24 protein-coding genes are annotated in these 23276 nt (G+C 30.6%); 18 read left to right on the top strand and 6 right to left on the bottom strand.

Features of this window, described 5'->3' with window-relative positions; translation table 11 throughout:
- The first annotated feature begins 11 nt into the window (after positions 1 to 11).
- The 9 genes from eutJ to J2Z24_RS04010 all read left to right on the top strand — a co-directional run bounded on the left by eutJ (position 12) and on the right by J2Z24_RS04010 (position 8131).
- On the top strand, positions 12 to 836 hold the full coding sequence (eutJ, locus tag J2Z24_RS03970; RefSeq protein ID WP_035146244.1) for an ethanolamine utilization protein EutJ: 825 nt from the start codon (positions 12 to 14) through the stop codon (positions 834 to 836).
- A 13-nt stretch (positions 837 to 849) separates the two neighbouring features.
- Positions 850 to 1563, top strand: coding sequence for a hypothetical protein (locus J2Z24_RS03975; RefSeq protein WP_035146248.1), 714 nt, complete (start codon positions 850 to 852; stop codon positions 1561 to 1563).
- Between the two features lie 24 nt (positions 1564 to 1587).
- On the top strand, positions 1588 to 1866 hold the full coding sequence (locus J2Z24_RS03980) for a EutN/CcmL family microcompartment protein (RefSeq protein WP_035146250.1): 279 nt from the start codon (positions 1588 to 1590) through the stop codon (positions 1864 to 1866).
- A 12-nt stretch (positions 1867 to 1878) separates the two neighbouring features.
- Positions 1879 to 2424, top strand: a complete 546-nt coding sequence (locus tag J2Z24_RS03985; RefSeq protein ID WP_035146253.1) for a BMC domain-containing protein — start codon at positions 1879 to 1881, stop codon at positions 2422 to 2424.
- Between the two features lie 28 nt (positions 2425 to 2452).
- Positions 2453 to 3580, top strand: a complete 1128-nt coding sequence (gene eutH, locus J2Z24_RS03990; protein ID WP_035146256.1) for an ethanolamine utilization protein EutH — start codon at positions 2453 to 2455, stop codon at positions 3578 to 3580.
- A gap of 16 nt (positions 3581 to 3596) precedes the next feature.
- Positions 3597 to 4043 (top strand): EutQ-related cupin domain-containing protein, encoded by a 447-nt coding sequence (locus J2Z24_RS03995; protein WP_035146258.1) that lies wholly within the window; start codon positions 3597 to 3599, stop codon positions 4041 to 4043.
- A 302-nt stretch (positions 4044 to 4345) separates the two neighbouring features.
- Positions 4346 to 5251 carry a DMT family transporter gene (locus J2Z24_RS04000; RefSeq protein ID WP_035146260.1) on the top strand — a complete coding sequence of 302 codons (906 nt, stop codon included), beginning with the start codon at positions 4346 to 4348 and terminating at the stop codon, positions 5249 to 5251.
- A gap of 57 nt (positions 5252 to 5308) precedes the next feature.
- Positions 5309 to 6436, top strand: a complete 1128-nt coding sequence (locus J2Z24_RS04005; protein ID WP_035146263.1) for an aminopeptidase — start codon at positions 5309 to 5311, stop codon at positions 6434 to 6436.
- Positions 6437 to 6457: 21 nt separating this feature from the next.
- Positions 6458 to 8131 carry a M3 family oligoendopeptidase gene (locus tag J2Z24_RS04010; RefSeq protein WP_035146264.1) on the top strand — a complete coding sequence of 558 codons (1674 nt, stop codon included), beginning with the start codon at positions 6458 to 6460 and terminating at the stop codon, positions 8129 to 8131.
- Between the two features lie 90 nt (positions 8132 to 8221).
- On the opposite strand, the gene J2Z24_RS04015 is transcribed toward J2Z24_RS04010, so the two are convergent.
- From J2Z24_RS04015 to J2Z24_RS04040, 6 genes are all read right to left on the bottom strand, one after another.
- Positions 8222 to 8977 (bottom strand): ABC transporter permease, encoded by a 756-nt coding sequence (locus J2Z24_RS04015; RefSeq protein ID WP_035146268.1) that lies wholly within the window; start codon positions 8975 to 8977, stop codon positions 8222 to 8224.
- Positions 8965 to 9903, bottom strand: a complete 939-nt coding sequence (locus J2Z24_RS04020) for an ABC transporter ATP-binding protein (protein ID WP_241428042.1) — start codon at positions 9901 to 9903, stop codon at positions 8965 to 8967. The genes J2Z24_RS04015 and J2Z24_RS04020 overlap by 13 nt, the downstream gene beginning before the upstream one ends.
- Before the next feature lie 25 nt (positions 9904 to 9928).
- Positions 9929 to 10387, bottom strand: coding sequence for a GyrI-like domain-containing protein (locus tag J2Z24_RS04025; protein ID WP_035146273.1), 459 nt, complete (start codon positions 10385 to 10387; stop codon positions 9929 to 9931).
- 28 nt (positions 10388 to 10415) lie between these two features.
- Positions 10416 to 11276 carry an AraC family transcriptional regulator gene (locus J2Z24_RS04030; protein ID WP_035146275.1) on the bottom strand — a complete coding sequence of 287 codons (861 nt, stop codon included), beginning with the start codon at positions 11274 to 11276 and terminating at the stop codon, positions 10416 to 10418.
- A gap of 161 nt (positions 11277 to 11437) precedes the next feature.
- Entirely contained in the window at positions 11438 to 12715 is a 1278-nt protein-coding gene (locus J2Z24_RS04035) for an FAD-dependent oxidoreductase (protein ID WP_035146278.1), read from the bottom strand.
- Entirely contained in the window at positions 12712 to 13698 is a 987-nt protein-coding gene (locus J2Z24_RS04040) for a sulfide/dihydroorotate dehydrogenase-like FAD/NAD-binding protein (RefSeq protein ID WP_035146280.1), read from the bottom strand. Before J2Z24_RS04040 ends, J2Z24_RS04035 begins: the two co-directional genes overlap by 4 nt.
- A 171-nt stretch (positions 13699 to 13869) precedes the next feature.
- Here J2Z24_RS04040 and J2Z24_RS04045 point away from each other — a divergent pair, with 171 nt between their 5' ends.
- The 9 genes from J2Z24_RS04045 (at position 13870) to J2Z24_RS04085 (ending at position 23268) form a co-directional block, all read left to right on the top strand.
- A complete protein-coding gene (locus J2Z24_RS04045; RefSeq protein WP_051593174.1) occupies positions 13870 to 14499 on the top strand; it encodes a hypothetical protein in 630 nt (209 codons plus the stop codon).
- Positions 14500 to 14592: 93 nt separating this feature from the next.
- Positions 14593 to 15768 carry a M20 metallopeptidase family protein gene (locus J2Z24_RS04050; protein ID WP_035146285.1) on the top strand — a complete coding sequence of 392 codons (1176 nt, stop codon included), beginning with the start codon at positions 14593 to 14595 and terminating at the stop codon, positions 15766 to 15768.
- A gap of 272 nt (positions 15769 to 16040) precedes the next feature.
- Positions 16041 to 17336 carry an IS30 family transposase gene (locus tag J2Z24_RS04055; RefSeq protein WP_035146287.1) on the top strand — a complete coding sequence of 432 codons (1296 nt, stop codon included), beginning with the start codon at positions 16041 to 16043 and terminating at the stop codon, positions 17334 to 17336.
- A 408-nt stretch (positions 17337 to 17744) separates the two neighbouring features.
- Entirely contained in the window at positions 17745 to 18197 is a 453-nt protein-coding gene (locus J2Z24_RS04060) for a DUF2975 domain-containing protein (protein WP_035146290.1), read from the top strand.
- Positions 18198 to 18207: 10 nt separating this feature from the next.
- A complete protein-coding gene (locus J2Z24_RS04065) occupies positions 18208 to 18417 on the top strand; it encodes a helix-turn-helix domain-containing protein (protein ID WP_027624525.1) in 210 nt (69 codons plus the stop codon).
- 67 nt (positions 18418 to 18484) lie between these two features.
- Entirely contained in the window at positions 18485 to 19831 is a 1347-nt protein-coding gene (locus tag J2Z24_RS04070) for a B12-binding domain-containing radical SAM protein (RefSeq protein WP_035146296.1), read from the top strand.
- Positions 19832 to 19957: 126 nt separating this feature from the next.
- Positions 19958 to 21364: a glucuronate isomerase gene (gene uxaC, locus J2Z24_RS04075; RefSeq protein WP_035146299.1), complete on the top strand. Its 1407-nt coding sequence runs from the start codon at positions 19958 to 19960 to the stop codon at positions 21362 to 21364.
- 158 nt (positions 21365 to 21522) lie between these two features.
- The gene (locus tag J2Z24_RS04080; protein WP_035146301.1) at positions 21523 to 22524 is read left to right on the top strand and encodes a LacI family DNA-binding transcriptional regulator; all 1002 of its coding nucleotides are present in this window, start codon (positions 21523 to 21525) and stop codon (positions 22522 to 22524) included.
- Between the two features lie 96 nt (positions 22525 to 22620).
- Complete coding sequence (locus J2Z24_RS04085) at positions 22621 to 23268, top strand: bifunctional 4-hydroxy-2-oxoglutarate aldolase/2-dehydro-3-deoxy-phosphogluconate aldolase (protein WP_035146304.1); 648 nt, start codon at positions 22621 to 22623, stop codon at positions 23266 to 23268.
- Positions 23269 to 23276: the final 8 nt, after the last annotated feature.

Below are 23276 nucleotides of genomic sequence, written 5' to 3' on the forward strand. Positions count from 1 at the left end.
GGTAATATGATATGGTAAATTTTGATAGAATAAATAATCTTATAGAAGATTTAGAAAAAAGAAATGAAAGTTATGAAAGAAAAAATTTCAATGAAGAACTTTTAGTAGGAGTAGATCTTGGAACAGCTTATATAGTTATAGTAGTTTTAGATAAAGATAAAAATCCTGTGGCTTGTGAAATGGAGTTTGCACAAGTTATAAAAGATGGATTAGTAGTAGATTATGCTGGAGCAAGAACTATAGTTAAAAGACTAAAAGATAAAATTGAAGAAAAATTAGGTGTTGAACTTACTAAAGCAGCTATTGCAGTTCCGCCAGGTACAGGTAAAAGAGACTGTGATACTCATAGATATGTGGTAGAAGGAGCTGGCTTTGAAGTAACTAATATACTAGATGAGCCTACTGCTGCTAATGCAGTGTTAAACATAGAAAATGGAGTTATAGTAGATGTAGGTGGTGGTACTACAGGATTATCTATATTTGAAAATGGTGAGGTAGTTTATACTGCAGATGAGGCTACAGGAGGCACACACTTATCTTTGGTTATTTCAGGAAATTACAAAATAAGCTTTGAACAAGCTGAAGATATAAAAAAATCTAAAGAACGTTCTAAAGAGGTATTCAATATAGTGCTTCCAGTTATACAAAAGATTTCTCATATTATTAAGAATAATATAAAGGATTTTAATGTAGACTCAATATATCTAGTTGGAGGAACCTGTTGTTTAGAAGGAATAGAAAAAGTTATAGAAAAAGATACTGGAATAAAAACTTTTAAACCTGTTAATCCATTTTTAGTAACACCTTTAGGGATTGCTATGAATTGTGTTGTATAAAGGATGTGACTTTATGGAGTTAGAAGAATTAATAAAATTTGTTACAGATGAAGTAACAAGAAGACTTAAAGATAATATAAAAAGTTACAAGAAAAGAAAAATTTTAGTTCTTGAGCAATCAAATAGTGAGGAATTTTTAGTATTAACAGAGAACTATAATAAAGAGTTATATGAGTGTTTTTCATTGGATTTGTATGAAAAAAATACTGAATGTTATGACTTTATATTAGTACCAAAGCTAAATAATAGGGAATTAGCTAATATATCTTTAGGAATATCTTGTGGGATAAGAGAAGAAATAGTTATTGATTCTATATTAAGAGGCAAAAAAGTATATATATTTGAAGAAGGATTGGAATATAGAAAATATAATAAAACTTGTAACAAGGTGTTCTTTAAAATGTATGAAGATTATGAAAAAAAGCTTATAGAGTTTGGGCTAAGTATAGTAGGTAAAAATAAGTTTAATACTTTAAGCGAAGAGGAAGAAGAAAATAAAGAAGTTAAAAAAGAAGAAAATGAAAATACAGATATTAAAACTAATGATATTAACACATGTAATCAGCAATGTATATTAGAAGGAGATAAAAAACTATTAACAGAAACTGATATTGATAAACTATATAAATCTGGCATAAGGGAAATCATTATAAAGAATAAAACAGTAATAACTCCTTTAGCAAAAGATTATATAAGAATAAAGAAGATAATAGTAAAGAGAATTTAAAAATAAGAAGGAAGGATGTATAAAATGATTATAGGGGAAGTGCTAGGAAATGTATGGGCTACAAGGAAAGATGAAAATTTAAATGGCTTAAAATTTTTAGTAATAAGGCCAATAGATTATTATTCGAATAAAGAATTTCCTACTTTTGTAGCAGTAGATAGTATAGGAGCAGGCATAGGTGAAACTGTACTAATAGTTCAAGGAAGCTCCGCTAGAGTATCTGTAGGAAATAATAATGTACCTGTTGATGCTACCATAGTAGGGATTATTGATACAGTGGAAGTTGAAAAAAGTTTAGAATAAGAAAGTGATATTATGATTAAAACAATTGGAATGATAGAGCTTAGAAGTATCGCCAAAGGCATAGAAGCTACAGATTTTATGGTTAAAGCTTCACAGGTAGAAGTTGTTTTTTCTAGAACTGTATGTCCAGGAAAATATATTATACTTATTAGTGGAGATGTAGCAGAGGTAGAAGAAGCTATTAATAAGGGACTTAGTATTTCAGAAAATTATGTAGTAGATAAATTAATCCTTCCTTCAATTTATAATGGATTGCTAGATGGAATAAAAGGTAAAATTATTATTTTAGATTTTGATTCAATTGGCATTATGGAGTTTTCTAATATATCTTCAAGCATTGTGGCAGCAGATATTTCATGTAAAAGCGGAAATGTTAATTTATTAAGACTAAGACTTGGAATGGGTATAGGAGGAAAGTCTTATTTTATAATTTCCGGTGATGTAAGTTCAGTAAAAGAAGCTTTGGAGGCTGCTTCACATGGTATAAATAAGAAAAAACTTATAAGTAAAGTCTTAATTCCATCACCTGATAAAGAATTATTTAAAAATTTAATTTAAAAACCTGTTAGCCTAAGGAGGTTGTATAATGAGTAGTATTAACCAAATAATAGTTTATATAATGGTTATCTTTATGACTTTAGGTGCTATAGATAAATGTTTAGACAATAAATTTGGATTAGGAGAAAAATTTGATGAAGGTTTTATGGCTATGGGATCTTTGGCTATCGCCATGGTGGGAGTTGTATCTTTAGCACCAGTTTTAGCGAAAGTTTTAAAACCTGTAGTAGTTCCGCTTTATACAGCACTAGGGGCAGACCCATCTATGTTTGCTACTACACTTTTAGCTTGTGATATGGGAGGGTATCCACTAGCTATAGAATTAGCACAATCTCAAGATGCTGGATTATTTGCTGGATTAATTTTAGGATCAATGATGGGACCTACAATAGTATTTACAATTCCTGTTGCTTTAGGAATAATCAAAGAAGAAGATAGAAAATTTTTAGCTTCAGGAGTTTTAGCTGGTATTATAACTATTCCTATTGGATGTTTGGTTGGTGGATTAGTTGCAGGATTTAGTTTAACAATGATACTTAAAAATTTAGTTCCTATAATAATATTTGCAGTTTTAATAGCCTTAGGGTTATGGAAAATACCTGAAAAGATGATTAAAGGATTTAATGTATTTGGTAAAATAGTAGTAATAATTATTACAATTGGACTTGCTGCAATAATAATTGAGACTTTAACTGGAATTGTAGTTATACCAGGAATGGCACCTATAACAGAAGGTATACAAATAATAGGATCTATAGCTATAATGCTTGCAGGAGCATTTCCAATGGTATATTTTATAACAAAAGTATTTAAAAAACCTCTTATGAAACTTGGTGGAATTTTAGGAATGGGAGATGTGGCTGCAGCAGGAATGGTAGCTACACTTGCTAATAATATACCAATGTTTGGAATGATGAAAGATATGGATGACAGAGGTAAAGTTATAAATGTAGCTTTTGCTGTTAGTGCAGCCTTTGTATTTGGTGATCATTTAGGATTTACGGCGGGAGTAAATAAAGATATGATATTTCCTATGATAGTTGGAAAGCTTGTAGGAGGAATTACAGCGGTTATACTAGCTTGCATCATTGCTCCAACAAGTACTATAAAAAAGTCATCTAATTCTGACCTAAATAGCAATTCACAGGGAATATAAAAGGGAGGAATAATAAATGGAACTTGATGAAAAGCTTATAGGGGAAATTGTAAGAAAAATATTAACAGAAAAAATGAAGGAAGATAGTACTGAAAAACATATAGATAAAAGTGGAGTTTTAAGTGTAAAGTTACCTACTGTAAAATGTGATAAATTTGATACTGGAAAAGAAGGAGATAAAGTTTATTTAAAAGATGTAGTTAGCTTAGAAGAAAGTCCAAGACTTGGCTGTGGATTAATGGAAATGGATAAGACTTGTTTTGACTGGACTTTAAATTATGATGAAGTGGACTATATTATTAAGGGAAACCTTCAAATAATTATTGATGGAAGAACTATTAGTGGAGAAGAAGGGGATATAATTTTTATTCCTAAAGGCTCTAATATTAAATTTAATGTACCCGATTATGCTAGATTTTTATATGTTACTTATCCAGCTAATTGGTCAGAACAAAAAGATTGATGAAGGGGCTGTCGTACTAAGAATAAATGTTACAGTATATTGTGTTTGTTATTCATTTGCAAAGCAATATGTTGTATGTAAATTTCTTAATACGACAGCCTCTTTTAACTTGTTGATAAATATATTTTGTCAACAGTTCTTTTATTTCCAAATAAGATTAAAAATAAATTTGGTGGCCTATACAAAATTATATAAATATTCCCTTTTTTATGGTAGAATTGAAGTGTAATTTATGATTTAACATAGTGTTAGAGTAAACTACCTATATAATTATTAAATATTGTATTTACGGGGGTGGGAAATTGAAAAATAAAAAAACAGCACATTTTTTAGCCATACTTTTAATGATTATCTGGGGAATATCATTTATAAGTATTAAAGTAGTAGTAGGAGAAATTAATCCTATACAAGCAGCCTTTTATAGGTTTTTTATGGCATCAATAATACTTTTTATAGTATTAAAAACTAAATTCCCAGAAGAGAGGATATTAAAAGAAGATAGAATAAAGATGGTTTTAAGCGGTTTAATTGGTGTGGCTATGTATTTCTTTTTTGAGAATTATTCCGTATATTATACCACAGCTTCAAATGTGGCAGTTTTAATATCATCTATACCTATATTTACTCTAATAACTCAAAGAATATTATTTAAAGAGAAATTAACAATGCCTAAGATATTTGGGACAATGTTTAGTGCTATAGGTATATTTATTATAGTATTATCAAAGGGAAAAATAAGTCTCTTTTCCAGTGGAACTAAAGGAGATTTAATGGCATTAGGAGCTGCACTATGTTGGGTTCTATATACTATTCTTACTAGTAGTTTTAAAGGAAGTTACAAGAGTATAACTATAACAACATATCAATCTATATGGGGATGTGTATTTTTATCACCATCTATATTATTTATGCCAGTCCATGTACCATCAATGAAGGTAATTGCAAATTTATTATATTTAGCTATTATATGCTCCTGTGTAGGGTATGCTATTTATATATATTGTCTAGAGAATTTAGGGGCTACTACAATAACTACTCATATAAATTTACAACCAATTGTAAGTTTAATAGGAGCAAAAATTCTTTTAAATGAAAATGTAGCTTTAGAACAGGTAATTGGATGCTTAATAATAATATTAGGAGTATCCATTGTAAGCTTTGGAGAAAAAATTAATTTAAAAGCTCTAGGAGAGTATTTTAATTCATAATTTTATAATAGATTCTTTTGAAGCTATTAATAATTTTTATTTAATGGAGGGAAAATTATGGCAGATAAAAGACTTAATAAGTTAGCAAAACTATTGGTTAATTATTCAGCAGAGGTAAAAAAAGGAGATTTCGTATTAGTTCAGTGTGAGGATGTAGCTATTCCTTGGATGGTAGAAGTAGTAAAGGAAGCAATAAAGGCTGGAGCCCATGTAGAAACTTTAATAGATTCTAGTGAAGTAAATTATACAAAATTAAAATATGCTTCAAAAGAGCAGCTAGAAGAAGAGAAACTTATACAAAAAAATGCATTAGATAAAGCAGATGTATGGTTAACCGCGTGGGGAACTTTAAATACAAAATTAAACTCAAATATTAATGTAGACAATATAAAATCATCTGCTAAAGGTTCTGCATCTTGGAGAAAAATATATTCTGAAAAAATGGGAAATGGTACTTTAAGATGGTGTGGAACTCAATTTCCTACTCATGCTAATGCCCAAGAAGCTTCAATGAGTTTAGCAGAATATGAAGATTTTGTATATGGAGCAGGTTTATTGGATAGTGAAGATCCAGTAAAGGAATGGAAAAGAATTAGCTTAGAACAGGAAAAATGGATTAAATATTTAGACACCAAAAATGAACTACATATTATTTCAGAAGAAACAGATATAAAAGTCAATATTTCTGGACGTAAGTGGATTAACTGTGATGGAAAAGTTAATTTTCCAGATGGAGAAATATTCACATCTCCAGTAGAAGATGGAGTAAATGGAGTTATTACATTTAGTTTTCCAGGCATATATATAGGAAAGGAAATAGAAGGAATCAAGCTTAAAGTAGAAAATGGTAAAGTAGTTGAAGCTACAGCTAAAAAAGGAGAGGAACTTTTAAAAACCCTATTATCCACAGATGAAGGAGCTTCTTTTTTTGGAGAAGTTGCTATTGGAACAAATTATGGAATTAAAGAGTTTACAAAGAATATGTTATTTGATGAGAAAATTGGTGGAACAGTTCATATGGCTATTGGAGATTCTATGCCTGAAGCTGGTGGGAAAAATAGATCTACAATCCACTGGGATATGTTATGTGATATGAGACATGGGGGTAAAATATATGCAGATGGAGAATTATTCTATGAAAATGGAAAGTTTAAAGAAGAAATATTAGAAAAATATAAATTATAATATATTAGGAAGGAGTAGCATATGACTGAAGTATATAAAATAGACATAAATAAACTAGAAAAAGATTTTAAAGAGCTTCTAGAAAGAGAAATACATCAAGTAAAAGAATTAGAAAAATGGATAGAAGATAGAAGCAAATTAGGAGATGAAATAAAGGAGAATGTGAGCAGAAATTACTTTGCTTTTAATGGAAATAATAATAATGAAGAATTAAGAAAAGCTTATGAGTATGATGAACAGATTCTTATGCCTTTAGTAAAAAAGTATTCAGCACAGCTGGATAAATATTTTTATGAAAATAAATTTAAAGATGAGCTGTCTCAAGAATATAATTTATTAATAAAAAAATGTGTAAATTCTATAGAATTATTTAGAGAAGAAAATATTTCCTTAGAGGTAGAGGAATCTAAATTATCTACTGAGTATTATAATATAACAGGAAATATGATGGTAAATTGGGAAGGGAAAGAGAAAACTCTTCAACAGATGAATAAATATATGAAAGATGCTAATAGGCAAATTCGTAAAGAAGCTTGGACTCTAGTTCAAAAAAGAAGACTTCAAGATAAAGAAAAGTTAGATGAAGTAATGGATAAACTCATAAAAATTAGAGATAAAAAAGCAAAAAATGCAGACTGTAATGATTTTAGAGAATATATGTTTAAGAAGTTAGAAAGATTTTCATATACTCCAGAGGATTGCTTAAATTTTCATGAATCTGTATTAAAATATGTAGTACCACTTGCTTCAGAAATACGTAATAAGCATAAACAAGAATTAAATATAGACAGCTATAGACCTTGGGATTTAGAAGGAATTAAAGAAGGGGAAAAACCATTAAAACCTTATAATAATATAGAAGAATTAATAGATGGAGTAATTAAAATATTTGAAGAAAAAGATGAAGTATTTAAAAATACAATGGTTAATATGAAAAATGCAGGAACTCTTGATTTAGAGAGCAGAAAGGGAAAATCACCTGGTGGATTTTGTGATTATTTTCCTTTAAGTAAACTTTCTTGTATTTTTATGAATGGAGCTCATTCACAGGATGATTTAGTAACATTAGTACATGAAGGAGGACATTCTGTTCATAATACATTGACTTCAGATATAAAAATATATGAATACAGAGATATGCCTAGCGAAACAGCAGAACTTGCTAGTATGAGTATGGAGCTTTTATCTATGGATAGATGGAATGAATTTTATAAAGATGAAAAGGAATTAAAAAGAGCTAAAAGAGAGCAGTTAGAAGGGATAATAACATTTTTACCTTGGGGAATATTAGTTGATAGATTCCAGCACTTTTTATATTTAAATCCTAACAGCTCCATTGAAGAAAGAAATAATAAGTTTTTAGAAATGGCTAAGGAATTTCAATTTCCTACAGTAGATTTTTCAGGCTATGAAGAAGAGTTAAAACATTTTTGGAAGAAACAACTTCATATATATGAAGTACCATTTTATTATATAGAGTATGCCATGGCTCAATTAGGAGCATTACAGATATGGAGAAACTATAATACAAATCGTAAAAAAGCTATAGAAGATTATAAAAAAGCTTTATCTTTAGGAAGCTCTGTTTCTATTGACCAAGTGTATAACAAAGCAGGAATAAAATTTGATTTTTCAGAGCAGATGATAAAAGAACTTATGGATTTTGTTAAAGAGGAATTAAATAAATTAAATTAAAATTTTAAAAACGAAGGTGGGCGGTGTTGAAGTTTATTTCAAAACCGCCTTAGGCTTTTGTTGTGCAATTTTAGCTAAAGAAAGTATATATTAGTGAGATGTTTCCTTTTTCAGTCTCCACATCGCCAGTGCAAAGCTTCCACAGCACATCACTGCAAATAGTACAATAACAGGAAGGATGTCTCCCAATAAAATCCTTTCACCAAATATTAAGCTTCGCAGAGCGTTAATAATATGTGTAAATGGATTCATAGCTACAGCTACAGCCAAGCCTCCAGACAAATTTTCTGAAGGGAAAAGCGCTGTGCTTAAAAAAAAGATAGGTAGTATAATGGCAGTCATGATTGTTTCGTAGATCACTTCATTTGGTAGGAAGAGACTGATGGAATAGGCCAGACTTGATAAGAAGAAGGCTGTCATAAAAATAATCAGTATCATAAGCAACATGCCTGAAACGCCAGACGCTACTTTTACTGAGAAAAAAAGGCTTACCACACATAAAATTGCTATTTCTATGAAAGAAAGTAATATTGCCTCCAGCATTTGTCCAAGCACTATAGAACTTCGGCTTACAGGGGAGATCAATACTCTGTAAAAACTGCCACTGGATTTCATAATGAAATTGATTATACCACCACTACAGCAAGAAGAAAAGGTTACTAGTACCATAATACCAGGTAGAATGAAAGCAGTGTAATTGCTAATGCCTATGTTTTCCATTGTCTGGCTGGCAACAGAGCTATATATAACAAGCCAAAGAAGAGGCTGTAGTATTGTAATTGCAATGGAAATAGGAGTTTGAAAGCGCCATTTCATATTTCTCCACAAAATATTTAACACATCCATTCCTCCTTTTTATCTTCTTTTGAGCCAGTTAATGCCAAAAATACATCTTCAAGACTAGGTTCTACAATTTCAATTGCTTCAAATTTTACATGGTGATCCAAAAGCCACTTATTCACAGCTGTAAAGGATGTTTTACTATCATCCACTGCTGCAAAAATAGAATTTCCTCGCACATTGGTAAATTTAATAAGCTCTGTATTATAAAGAATATCTTTGTATTTTATTGTTTCTTGATGATTACCAAATCCTATACGAAGCATGTTTTGTCTAATGTAATTACGCAAGTTGTCAGGTGTGCCTTGAGTTAATTCCTTACCGTCTTTCATAATACAGATAGTATCGCTTAGTTGATCTGCCTCCTCAAGATAATGGGTCGTAAGAAAAATGGTTGTGTTATATTTATTTCGAATTTTTAAAAGCATTTTCCACATAGCCCTACGGGAATCAACATCCATACCAACTGTAGGCTCATCTAAAAACAAAACCTTAGGCATTGATATCATATTCATAGCTATGTCAAGTCTACGTTTTACTCCTCCTGAATAGGATGCAGTAGGGTATTTTAGGTACCCAGAAAGCTCAAAGCTGTCAATTAAAGAATTAGCTCTTTCTTTTGCTACCTGTGGGTCTACTTTGTACAGCCTGCTTTGAAACATCATGTTCTCCATAAGTGATAGGTGTTCATCAATAGATACACGTTGAGCAACACAAGCAATCTGTGTGCGGACCCAGGCAGGTTCCTTACATAAATCTTTTCCAAACATTGTTACTTTCCCTGATGTTGGCTTATAAAAGGTTGTTAAGATATTAATAAGAGAAGATTTTCCCGCACCATTTGGTCCTAGTAAAGAGAAGATTTCTCCACCTTTTACTTCCAGATTTAAATCGTCTAAGGCTCTCACGCCATTCTTGTACTGTTTAACCAATTTGTCAACTTCAATTGCTAGCATTCTATTCCACCTCTTTCAATGGAAATAAAATTTCTGTAATATATTTATTGGGATTACCTTTTAATATCATTCCAGGACCTTTTATGAAAACTTCTCTAAAGGGTGGTTGTAGTGAAAGTTTATTTTCCTGCGCATAGCAGTGAATTGCTTCGTATGCTTCATACATGGTTTCATAAGGGCCTATGTGGGTAACGCAGACAGCTTTTGTACCTGGAATATCTTTTATGGTAACACCATTGCTGTTTGGGTTTTCAGCAGTAGGCACACAGAGTTCCATTTCTCCTATTTTACTTTTTTCATCCATTACATAGTAGTAGAAAAAAGGTGCGCCATTTACTTTGCCCTTTATGGCTTTAAATACATTAGGAAATACTTTTGATGCTTCGGTAACAGGGCCTTTATAACGCATTGCAGCTACTCTAATAGGCTCAATATACCTAATTTCAATTTTATAATTCATTTTTTCTCCTCCTTAAATATGTTTAAAGTTATTTTTCTTTCTTAACAGCAATCCAAACTTCAGAATGTCCGCTTCCTAAATTTGGATCACCTATAGGATAAACTTCTATATCTGGCAATTTAGCATAGTCATATCCAGAAAAGGGAAGCCATTCTGTGATAAATCTTTTGAAGATTGTTTGAATGGAATCTTGAAAGCGGCCATCACATTCAAATATAACCCATGTAGCTTTTGGTATCTTTAGTTCAACCATTCCTTCTGGTACAGCTTCATCTGTGGCTGCAGCTATATAATAATAGATGTCCTTTGGATTCTTATAAACACTTACACCCAAGATACCATGAGGGGGTTGGTTTGTTAATTTACAAATTCTCGAAAATGAATTACTTTTTAATGTTTTATCCCAAAATGTAGGAACAATTTTGAAATTTTGTTCTAAGTCTTCTTTTAATGGAACTCTCACCCCAACAATTCTGATAGGATCTTTTGTTTCAATTCGATACCTCATACTTTCACCTCCAGTGACTTTAATAGAAAAACTAATAGGTGGATAAGAGTTTAATTTGATTCCAGCCCTGCGAGCCGCAGTTGGAGCAACACCATGAACGCTCTGAAATGCACGATTAAATGATGTTGGCGAAACATAACCATACTTTGAACCAATATCCATGACTTTGTTTTCACTTATCTGTAGTTCAAAAGCAGCTTTTGTCATTCTCCTACGACGAATATAATCAGATAGGGGAATACCTGCTACATAAGAAAACATTCTTTGAAAATAATAGGTTGAACAGCAGGCGATTTTTGCAGCTTCATAATAAGAAATATCACCATCTAAATTGTTTTCTATATAATCAATTGCTTGGCTTAGTTTTTTCAACCACTCCATATCATGACCTCCTTATGTTAAAAAGTTTAGCACAATATAAAATATATATCTTCTCTTTTCATGCCCAATTTTGTAAAGTTATTAATCATATTTTATGTAAAGTGTTTTGACATATGGAAAAAAGGGATACCACTTATTAAAAAATGGTATCCCTTTTTTATTTAAACTAATTTTTCTGCCATTATTCCTGTAAGATTTAATTTTTCTATTCTTTTCATTATTTCTTTATTATCTATTGTATATAATCCTAAATCTTTCATTCTCTTAAAATATTCTGCCCCTGCAAAGGTATATCTTTTTCTTCTTCCTTCTTTTGTGGCCATTTGAAAATTAGCATAAGAAATAAGATCTCCTATGGCCGTAGCTTTTGGAAGAATTAAAAGTGGCATACCTAAACCATATCTTACTGCATTATGGCCTGCTAAAGACCCTGTGCACATAGCTTCTGTATGGCCTACAAATAAGCCTGATTTTTCACCAGCGCAGAATAAATTATCTAAGCCTTTAACTTTCATATCATCTGTTCGTGGTGCTACAGATAAATATCTTATTGAATTAGCTTTTCCTCCTGCATAAGGATCCATGAATCTTGCGTTTTGTAATCCTTCTATTTTTCTTAATTTATCTAAAGGATAAAAAGGGGTCATAAGTTTTATATGACCAGTATCTAAAAGTATTATATTTTCTGCAAATTCTCTTAGAGCATATTGCTGGCAAACTTTAAGTTTTAATTTATCAATATTTATATCCTCTGGAGGAACTTTTAATACTACAGATCCTTTTTCTTCTATTTCTTTAAGAAGTGTTTCATCTAAACTTTCTTTACATAACTTACAGGATCCACTAAAGGCTCCATAAACATCTTCTTCTCTTTCTCCTTGGAGATCTTCCACTCCAGCTCTAGCACTTATACTTACCCTTGGGCCAAAAGCAGGGCATCTCAATATACACATTGAACAACCATTGCCATATCGTAAACAATTTCCCATAGGACCTGTAGAACCTGTGGCTTCTATAAATACATCTCCTTTTACATAAGTGCCATCAGATAAATAAATTCCTAATATCTTATCTTTGTCTTTTTCTACATCTACTACTCTATTCATAAAGTGCAATTCTACACCTAAATGTTGTAGATGTTTTCTTACTTCTGGCTCTATTTTATTAACATCATATAACCAAGCATGCCCATGACCAGGAAATTCTATGTTTCTATGTCTTGTATTTTTATCTGTTATATTTAATAAATCTCCTGCTCCTAAGTTTATAAGTTCTTCTGCGGCAGTATATCGTCCGTTGTTTCTCATTATTCCACCTACATTACCTAGACCTACTAACATATCTGTCTTTTCATATAAAACTACTTTAGCACCAGCTTTTATTCCAGCTATAGCTGCAGCACAACCAGCCCAGCCTCCACCTATAATTATAATTTTCATAGTAATTTTCTTCCCTCCAAAATATTTCTAGGATCTATTTGAAGTTTACAGGATCTTTCTATATTAAAATATTTATTTTTAACACTGCAACTTCCACATACTCCTTCGCCACAACACATTTTTGCATTATTGCAACAGGAAAATTCAATGGTTTCTCCTATAAGATTTAAAACATTATAATTTATAATATCTGCAGCAGAGGAATGGACCACATTTACATCTTCAGTTTTTAATATAGATAATAGTATGTTTTTAAATTCAGAAGTTATTTCTCCTTTTTCATTTATTAATATAGTATCAATAACCTGACAATTATATAAATCCGTATATTTTTTTATAAATAAATCTTTATAGGGGCTTTTGTCCATTATTACATATATTTTATTTCTATTAGCATAAAGCCTTTTAAGTACTGGCACAATAGGTGCTTGCCCTATACCTCTACATATAACTATAGAAGTTCCATCTTTACTTTTATAAAGATTTTTCAATCCTAATATTCCATTCCAAAAAGGACCCTTTACTATAATTTTTTCTCCTTCTTTGATTAAATTAAGGTTTTTGGTTTTTATTCCTTTTATTTCAATAGCTAAAATTATTCTATTTTCTTCTACATTTACATCCATTATAGATACTGGTGTAGAAAAAAAGGATTCACTATTTGGATTTCTCAAGAAAACAAAACTTCCAGGAGCTGTTAATTCCTTAGCTAATTTATGAGGTACTGATATAGTAAATAAAGCTAAATCATCATATATAAAATTCTTATTTATCAATATACATTCAAGTTCTTTTCTTCCTTCCTTTGCTTTTTCTCCATTCCATACAAATTCTTGATAGATGCATACTCCCTTCCAATTTATACAATCACAAAAATTTTTATTTTTTAATTGGGAGCATAATATACATTCACCACTTTCCGCTAAGTGGCAAGGACAATATTCACTTCCTGCATCTATACAGTCTCTCACCTCATAGTTCATTTATAATCCTCCTGCTAATTATTAAATCTATAATACTAATTTATTTAATTGCAGGTATTTTGTTACCTAAAAAGTATATTCTATAATTTCCATATAAGTAAAGTTTAAGCTATAAAAACACGATTTTAAGGATAGAAAGGTAAAAATATAAAGTAAGAGAGGATGAAAAAATTGAATTTAAGTTATGAATTGAAAGAAAAGCTACTGTTACTTAAACGCGAAATACAAAAGATTGAAGAATTTGTAAATTTTAAATTTTTTAATATAGAAGATATTGAAGAAGAACAAATAGGATATAGTATTGATCAAGATGGTAACTTTTTAGTCTCTGGTAAAGAAGGTTCGTGGGAGTCAGGGTGGATTGTAATAGGATGTGAAAATTTATGTGGAGATCCTATTATAATGGATATTAAAGAAGAGGGCTTTCCAATATCATTATTAATGCATGGAATGGGAGATTGGAGTGGAGGAACTTACTTGTCAGAATCCATAGATAAGTTTATAAATGAAATTAAATGTATAAATAATTTTATTAGTGAAAAGAGTATGAAAAATACTAATCCAAGGATTACATGTAGAGAGTTAGATGATTTAATATATGATATAATTGAGAAAAATGAATATGGGGATGTTGATATTTGGAAGGATATGTTGGAGCCAATTTATACTTCTACCAAGGAATATGAAGATACTATTATAAACAAAGTAAAGATAATGTCAAAAGAAGGCATGAAAATTAATGAAATTTCAACTGCACTTAATATGTCAGTAAAAGATACATATGAATACTTAAAAAATTAAAATACAAAACAGTGCTAAAGTTGTAATTTATCTTAACAAAGGTTTTTACTAAAAATATATACAGTAAATTTAAAAAGAGAGGAGAGTGTTTAGATGCACTATAGACATACAGTTGAATCAATTGATAACATTGTTTCTGAAATAATTAAAATAAGAAGAAAGTTGCACATGTTTCCAGAGTTAAGTTTTAAAGAATTTCAAACCTCCCAAACTATTTGTGACTTTTTCGATGATTTAGGCATTGAATACATAAAGGTTCTAGATACAGGAGTAATAGCAACAATTATAAATGATGAGAAATTACCAACCATTGCAGTTAGAGCAGAAATGGATGCACTTCCAATACAAGATGAAAAATCATGCGAATATGCTTCAAAGAATAATGGTGTTATGCATGCTTGCGGTCATGATGGTATTGTTGCAATTGCTTTAGGATTAGCCAAAATATTAAATGAAAAAAAACACACATTAAAGTGTAATGTTAAATTTATATTTGAACCTGCAGAAGAAATTGGAGAAGGTGCCAAAGCATTAATTAAAGAAGGAGCATTAGAAAATCCAAAGGTTGACAGAATTATAGTTTTCCATTTGACTAATTCTGCTGCACTAGGAATGGAAGTACAACAAAGTGTATCAACTGCAGAAATATGTTCATTGAATATTACAGTAATGGGTAAATCAAGTCATTGGGGAGAATGTAATAAGGGAGTAGATGCAATTCATGTAGCAAGTAAAGTTATTTGTGCTATACGTGAGTTAAGTGATACCTATAAATCAAAAATGCCTATTGTCATAGGAATTGGTACTATTAATGGAGGAACTAAAAATAATATAGTTGCTGAAGTTGTTGAAATGAAAGGTACTTTAAGAACTTTTTGTGATAAAGACCGAGATGACCTTATAAAGTGTTTAAAGGAGAAGATAACTAAAATAGAAATAGAAACCAATGCTTCTATAGAATTAGATATAGTTCCAAGAATTCCACCTATATACAATGACGCTAAACTTGTGGAGCTTAGTAAAAATGTTGGTAAAAGTATATTTGATAAGGAAAATGTATGTATTTCCAGCAATCCGTTTCTTGCGGGGGATAATGCAGGATTTTATTTTAATAAAGTCAGGGGAGTGCGAGTAGTATTTTTTGCTAAAAAAAATGATGAAGTAAATTATCCATTGCACAATTCGAGATTTGATTTTAATGAAGAAATTATACCATTAGCCATTAAAACACTTGATAGAATTATTTGTGAAATGCAATGTATTATATAATTATATACTAATGATTAGAAAATTAATGTAGAGTAAAATATGAAAAAAAATTAATTTAAATTTATAGAGAGCATTTCTGTATAAACCACCTCAATTGTAAATCGAAATGCAACCCTTCCGGTGACAATTAGGTTGTATTAATAATAAATATTTATCCGCTAGGAGGTCGCATCCTAGCTTACAAAAGATTGGTTAATTACCAGTCTTTTTGTTTGCTCATTAGTTTTGTTTTATATATCCTATGATTGTTGGCGGCAGAACGGAGGATATATATGTCTAAATTTTTTACTTATGAAGAAAGACTTGAATTGCAAAAATACTTGAAAGAGAGTCTTTCTTTTAAAGAAATCAGCCGTAGGCTAGGAAAAAATTCCACTACTATTTCTAGAGAAGTCCGCAAGTATAGTTCCAAAATTGCTACAGGTTACCCTGGATTTCCATTCAATGCTTGTAAGAAGCGTATTAACTGTAGAAATAAGAACGTCTGTGGCAAAGAATGCACCAGAAAATCGGCTAGCTATTGTAAGCTTTGTACTTCTTGTAATTCAAACTGTCCAGATTTTATTGAAGAAGTCTGCACTGTCAGATTAAGAGTTCCTTATGTTTGTAACGGTTGTGAAACCATTGGTAAATGTACACTTTTAAAAAACATTTATGATGCAGAGCATGCTCACGTCAAAGCGCATGAATCTATATCACAGTCACGAAGTGGCTTGTGTGTATCTGAAGATGAAATCGCTAGGTTGAATAAGATTATTTCGCCACTTATTCAAAATGGCCAGTCTGTAAATCAGATTTATATCAACCATCAGGACGAGCTTATGTGTAGTGAAAAGACCATTTATAATTACATCGATGCGTGTCTTTTTGATGTCAGGAACATTGATCTTCCAAGGAAAGTCAAGTTTCGTGAGCGTTATAAGAAGCCTGAATTCAAAGTGGATAAAGGCTGCCGCATTGGTCGCAATTACGAAGCTTTTAGTGCGTTTATTGAAAAGAACCCTGATACTGCAGTGGTACAAATGGATTCTGTGATTGGCAGCAAAGGTGGTAAATGCCTCTTAACCATTCACTTCGTGGATTGCAGTTTAATGTTGGCATTCCTAAGAGATGCAAACACTTCAAAGTCTGTAACTGATATTTTTCATCAGCTTGATAAAGAACTGGGAAAAGATGCTTTTAGTAGACTTTTTCCTGTTATCCTTACGGATAATGGGAGTAAGTTCTCCAATCCTAAAGCAATTGAATATCGGAAATCTGTACCATTTTTGCCTACCAATATATTTTACTGTGATGCAGGTAGCCCTTATCAAAAGGGAGCCATTGAGGTAAATCATGAATTAATACGAAGGGTACTTCCTAAGGGTACAAGTTTTAATAATCTTACACAGGAAGATATTGCCTTAATGATGAATCATATCAATTCATACAAAAGAAAAAAGCTGAATAATCGCAGCCCATACGAAACATTCAACTTTTATCACGGAGAAGAAGTTTTACATAAACTTGGATGCGCACCGGTTGCAGCCAGTGACATCATGCTAAAACCTACTCTTCTAAAAAAATAATAAAAAAGCATGCCGCCAACCATTAAGCTGTCTAAGGAATTAAGGGGTGGATTCTCCGATTACAAAAAAATCGAGAGGGAGTCGACCTCCATTTGGCATGCTTATTTTTAATATAATACTTCAATAAATGTGAAAAATCAAACTGCATGTTGGTTACAAAGACTGCATCTCATTTACAAAACATGGATTTCGGATACAAAAGTGGCGTTTCATTTACAAATATTCAGTTGTCAGTTACAAAGATTGCTTTTCAATTTACAAAGTGGCATCTCGTGTTACTATTGAGTTCTTATTTATTGTAAAATAGAATAAATCAATAAATATATAGCTAAAATCAATAAAAATTTATTGATAAACGATAAAAAGCATGTTATTCTATAAATAGAAATTAAAAGTGAGGTGCTTTTTATGAAACAATGTTCAACAATTTTCTTAAGGATAGCTGTGATCCTTATTGGAATTATGGTTCTTGCCCTATGCATAGTTTGGTTGCCTTCAGCTGCAGATTATTTACACTATCCCATTTTAATCGGTGTGTATGCAACGGCAATAATGTTTTTCTTTGCTCTATATCAAGCTTTAAAACTTTTAAGTTATATTGACAAGAACAAAGCTTTCTCGGAATTATCTGTAAATGCTTTAAAGTATATCAAATATTGTGCAATCACAATCAGCATTATATATGCAGTACTCATACCATTGGTATTTCCTATAGCAGATGCAGACGACGCCCCAGGTCTCATGGGATTCCCAGTGATTTTTATTTTTGCTTCTTCTGTGATTGGAGTGTTTGCTGCTCTTCTTCAAAGGCTTTTACAAGATGCTATTGATATAAAATCAGAAAATGATTTAACGGTATGAGGTGAATAACATGGCTATTATAATTAATATTGATGTTATGCTGGCTAAACGGAAAATGAGTGTAACAGAACTTACAGAGAAGGTTGGAATAACCATGGCAAACCTCTCTATACTAAAGAATGGAAAGGCAAAAGCTATTAGATTTTCAACTTTAGAAGCAATATGCAAAGCTTTAGAGTGCCAACCAGGCGATATTTTAGAATACAGAAATGATACATAAATGGAAAGTTGAATACTACAAGAAGATTAGTTAAATGTTAAGTAAAGTTTATTTGAGGAGGTAATGTATGAAGATTAAATTAATTCAACCTGCAATGCTGCCAAGACCTATGGATACAAAGCTAAAAACAAGAATGTCTCCTTCGTTAGCTTTATTAACAATAGCAAATCTTACACCGAAAGAGCATGAAGTTATTATTGAGAATGAAAATGTTGAAAAGATAGATTTTGATGAACCTGTAGATTTGGTAGCAATAACTGTCACTGTAGATGTTATGAATAGAGCAGGGGAAATATCAAAGGAGTTCCAAAATCGTGGAGTAACAGTAATTGCAGGAGGTATACATATTACAGCAGATCCAGAGGGTACTCTTAATAGTTTTGACGCAATATGTGTGGGAATGGCTGAGAGAATTTGGGCAAAAATCCTTAAGGATAAAGAAAATAATTCACTTAAGAAGATATATTATGATATGGAGAATATTTCTGGGAAAGAAATAGTATCACCTAATTATTATATTATTGATAATAAAAAGTATTTATATACTAATATAATTAGTACAAGCAGGGGATGTCCTTTTGAATGTGACTTCTGCTATAATAGTTGTAAAAATGTACTTAAAACTTATATTAATAGGCCCATAGATGATGTGATTAAAGATATAAAAGCATTAAAAACAAGGCATATAATGTTTATTGATGATAATTTTATTGGAAATCCTAAATGGACAAAAAAATTATTAGAGAAAATAAAGCCTCTTAAACTAAAGTGGAACGCAGCGGTTACTTCTAATATAGTGGACATGCCTGAATTATTAAATGAAATGAAGGCGTCTGGTTGTCAAAGTCTATTTATAGGTTTTGAAAGTATAAATAGTAAGTCAATAGATAGTGTCCACAAGGTGCAAAATAGTGTAAAAAGATATGAGAAACTTGTAGATGAAATTCATAAAAGAGGAATAATGATAAATGCAAGTTTTGTTTTCGGATTAGATGAAGATGATGTGTCTGTATTTAAGAATACATTAGAATGGATAATTAAAAATAAGATAGAAACGGTAACTTCACATATCCTTACTCCATATCCTGGCACAAAGCTATACTCATCATTAATAGAGGAAAATAGAATTGTAGATTTTAATTTGTCAAATTATAATACTGCGCATGTGGTATATAAACCCAAGAATATGACAGCAGAAGAATTATATAATGGCTATCTATGGATATATAAAGAAGTGTACACGTTTAAGAATATAATGAAAAGACTGCCAAAATCTAAAAAGCAATGGATTCCATTCCTAGCATTTAATTTCTTTTATAGGAAGTTTGGAAAGCTAACAGAATTATTATGCAATATAGTTTCTTTTAAAAGTATAGGAAGATTTTTTAGATGGTTAGCTTATTGTATAAAATAAATTTTCAATTATTTCTAAAATTTAACTAATTTCCTATTGCATTATATAAAACTTTAATCTATAATAAATATTAGTTAATGTTAACGTGAACAATAATTATATTTTACTAAAGAGAGGGTGAAGCATATGAGAAAATTTATGGATGAAAATTTTTTATTATCTAATGATACAGCAATAAATTTATATAATAATTATGCAAAAAATATGCCTATCATTGATTATCATTGCCATCTAAATCCACAAGAAATTTTTGAAAACAAAAAGTTTAAAAACATAACTGAAGCATGGCTATATGCAGACCACTATAAATGGAGAGCCATGAGAAGTAATGGTATAGATGAAAAATTTATTACTGGAGATGCTAGTGATTATGAAAAATTTATGGCATGGGCAAAAACAATGCCAATGGCTATAGGTAATCCTCTTTATCACTGGACACACTTAGAACTTCAAAGATACTTTGGAATATATGATGTTTTAAGTGAAAAAACTGCTCCTACTATTTGGGAGAAAGCAAATAAATTACTTAATGGTGAAGGATTTGGAGCAAGGGATTTAATAAATAAGTCTAATGTTAAAATATTATGTACAACAGATGATCCAACAGATTCATTAGAATATCATATAAAGCTTAAAGAAGATACTGAATTTAATGTAAAAGTTTTACCTGCTTTAAGACCAGATAAAGGACTTCAAATAAATGCAGATGATTTTACTTTATGGATTGAAAAGCTTGAGAAAGTATATAAAAAGAGCATTAAAAGCTATGATGAGTTTTTAAAAGCTTTAGAATCAAGAGTAAGATTCTTTCATTCAGTTGGGTGTAGAATATCAGATCATGGCTTTAGTAGTCTGACATATGTAGAAACTTCAAAAGAAGAAGTAGAACATATATTTACAAAGGCACTAAAAGGAGAAAAAGTAACTAAAAAAGAGGAAAGTATGTATGTAATATACACACTGCAATTCTTAGGTAGATTATATTCGGAACTAGCATGGACAATGCAACTTCATATTGGAGCATTAAGAAACAACAATACAAAAATGTTTAGACAATTAGGACCAGATGCTGGATTTGACTCTATTAATGATGAAAAAGTAGCTTATTCTCTTTCAAGATTATTAGATTCATTAGAAGCAGAGAATTCTCTTCCTAAAACTATATTATATACATTAAATCCAAAGGATAATTATGTACTTAGCACTATGCTTGGAAACTTTCAAGGAGCCGAAGTTCCAGGAAAGATACAATTTGGATCTGCATGGTGGTTCTTAGATAATAAAGAAGGTATGATAGAACAAATGAAAACTGTAGCTAATACTGGACTGTTAAGCAGATTCGTAGGAATGTTAACTGATTCAAGAAGCTTCTTATCTTATACAAGACATGAATATTTTAGAAGAATATTATGCAACTTAATAGGAGAATGGGTTGAGAATGGAGAAGTGCCAGATGATATGGAGTTTTTAGGAAGCGCTGTGGAAGGGATATGTTTTAACAATGCAAAAAATTATTTTGGCATAGAGTGTTAACGTGAACAAATATAAAAATTTTTTATTATATATTTATATATGACAAAGCATTAGGTGCAACTTATATGAATGTAACAATTAAATATTAAATTTGCTAGTTAAGTTTTTTTCTATATGATATCATATAAGTATTTACTAGTAACATAGGAGTGTTAAATATGGGAGTAACTATAAAAGATATAGCTAGAATTGCAAATGTTTCACATACTACTGTTTCAAGAGCACTTAATGACAGTCCCTTTATAAATGAAGAAACAAAAGCTAAGATAAAAGCAATAGCAAAGGAACTTAATTATGTACCAAATTATAGTGCTAAAAGTTTGGTATTACATAGATCCTATAATATAGGATTGTTTTTCACAACTATAAGTCAAGTGACTTCACCAATGTTTTTTTATGAAACTGTAAGTGGAGTAAATAGTGCAATAAAAGAAGGTTACAATCTAGTAGTTAGAGGAATTGATGATTACAAAGAATTTACATTAATTAATAATAAAAGGTTTGATGGCATTATATTAATGAGCCAAAGTAATAGTGATAATTCTTTTATATATTATTTACTTGAGAAAAATATCCCAGTAGTTGTATTAAATAGAGATATAGATGAAAGTTCTATAGTTAATATATTATCAGCAGATAAAAAAGGAGCTTATAAGGCTGTAAATTATTTAATACAAAATGGGCATAAAAATATAGCTATAATAGAAGGTAAAAAAGGATTTAATGCTAGTATTGAAAGAAAAGATGGATTTTTAAATGCATTAATTGAAAATAAACTACCAATACAGAATGAATATATGGTTGAAGGGGATTACACTATTGAAAGTGGATATATTGCTATGAAAAAACTATTAAGTTTAAATAGTATTCCAACAGCTGTATTTTGTTCTAATGATGAAATGGCAGTAGGAGCTATGAAAGCAGCCTTTGAAGCAGGTCTTAATGTTCCAAAAGATATTTCTATTATGGGTTTTGATGATAATCAATTAGGCGGTTTTATAACACCAGCCTTAACTACTGTAAGAAGACCTATTATGGAATTAAGCAAAAAAGGTGCAGAGAAACTTTTAAATATTATAGAGAATAAAAACATTCAAGGAGAAAAAATATACGTTAGTACAGAACTTGTTAAAAGAGAATCAGTGGCAAAATTAATATAAGTTTGCCACTGAATAAAAAAATTTTAAAAGGATTGTTAACGTTAACAAAATCGCATATCAACTTTGTATAAAACAAAGGATAATTAGGAGGACAATATGGAAAGAATTGAAACTATAAAAAGAATAATTGATAGTGGAGTTGTGGCTGTAATAAGAGCTGAATCAAAAGAAGAAGGAATAAAGGTTATTGATGCTGTAAAAAAGGGTGGAATAAAAGCTTTAGAAATAACTATGACTGTACCTGGAGCCGTAGATATTATAAAGGAAATATCAGAAATGTACAAGCATGAAGATTTAATTATAGGAGCAGGAACAGTACTTGATGCTGAGACAGCAAGAGCCTGTATACTTGCAGGAGCGAAATATATAGTAAGTCCTTATCTTGATATAGATACTGTTAAGTTATGTAATAGATATAGAATACCTGTAATGCCTGGAATAATGACCGTAAAGGAAGCAATTGAGGCTCTTGAATATGGTGCTGAAATACTAAAAGTTTTTCCAGGAAATGCTTATGGTCCATCAATCATAAAGTCATTTAAAGGGCCTATACCTCAAGGGAATTTTATGCCTACAGGTGGGGTTAATATAGACAATATAAAAGATTGGATAAAAGCAGGAGCTGTAGCTGTTGGTACAGGGTCAGATTTAACTAAAGGAGCTAAAACTGGAGATTATGAATTAGTTACTAAAACAGCAACAAAGTTTGTAGAAGAAGTAAAAAAAGCAAGAGCTAATATCTAGAAAGAGGT

This window comes from Clostridium tetanomorphum (assembly GCF_017873215.1).
GTDB lineage: Bacteria > Bacillota > Clostridia > Clostridiales > Clostridiaceae > Clostridium_AO > Clostridium_AO tetanomorphum.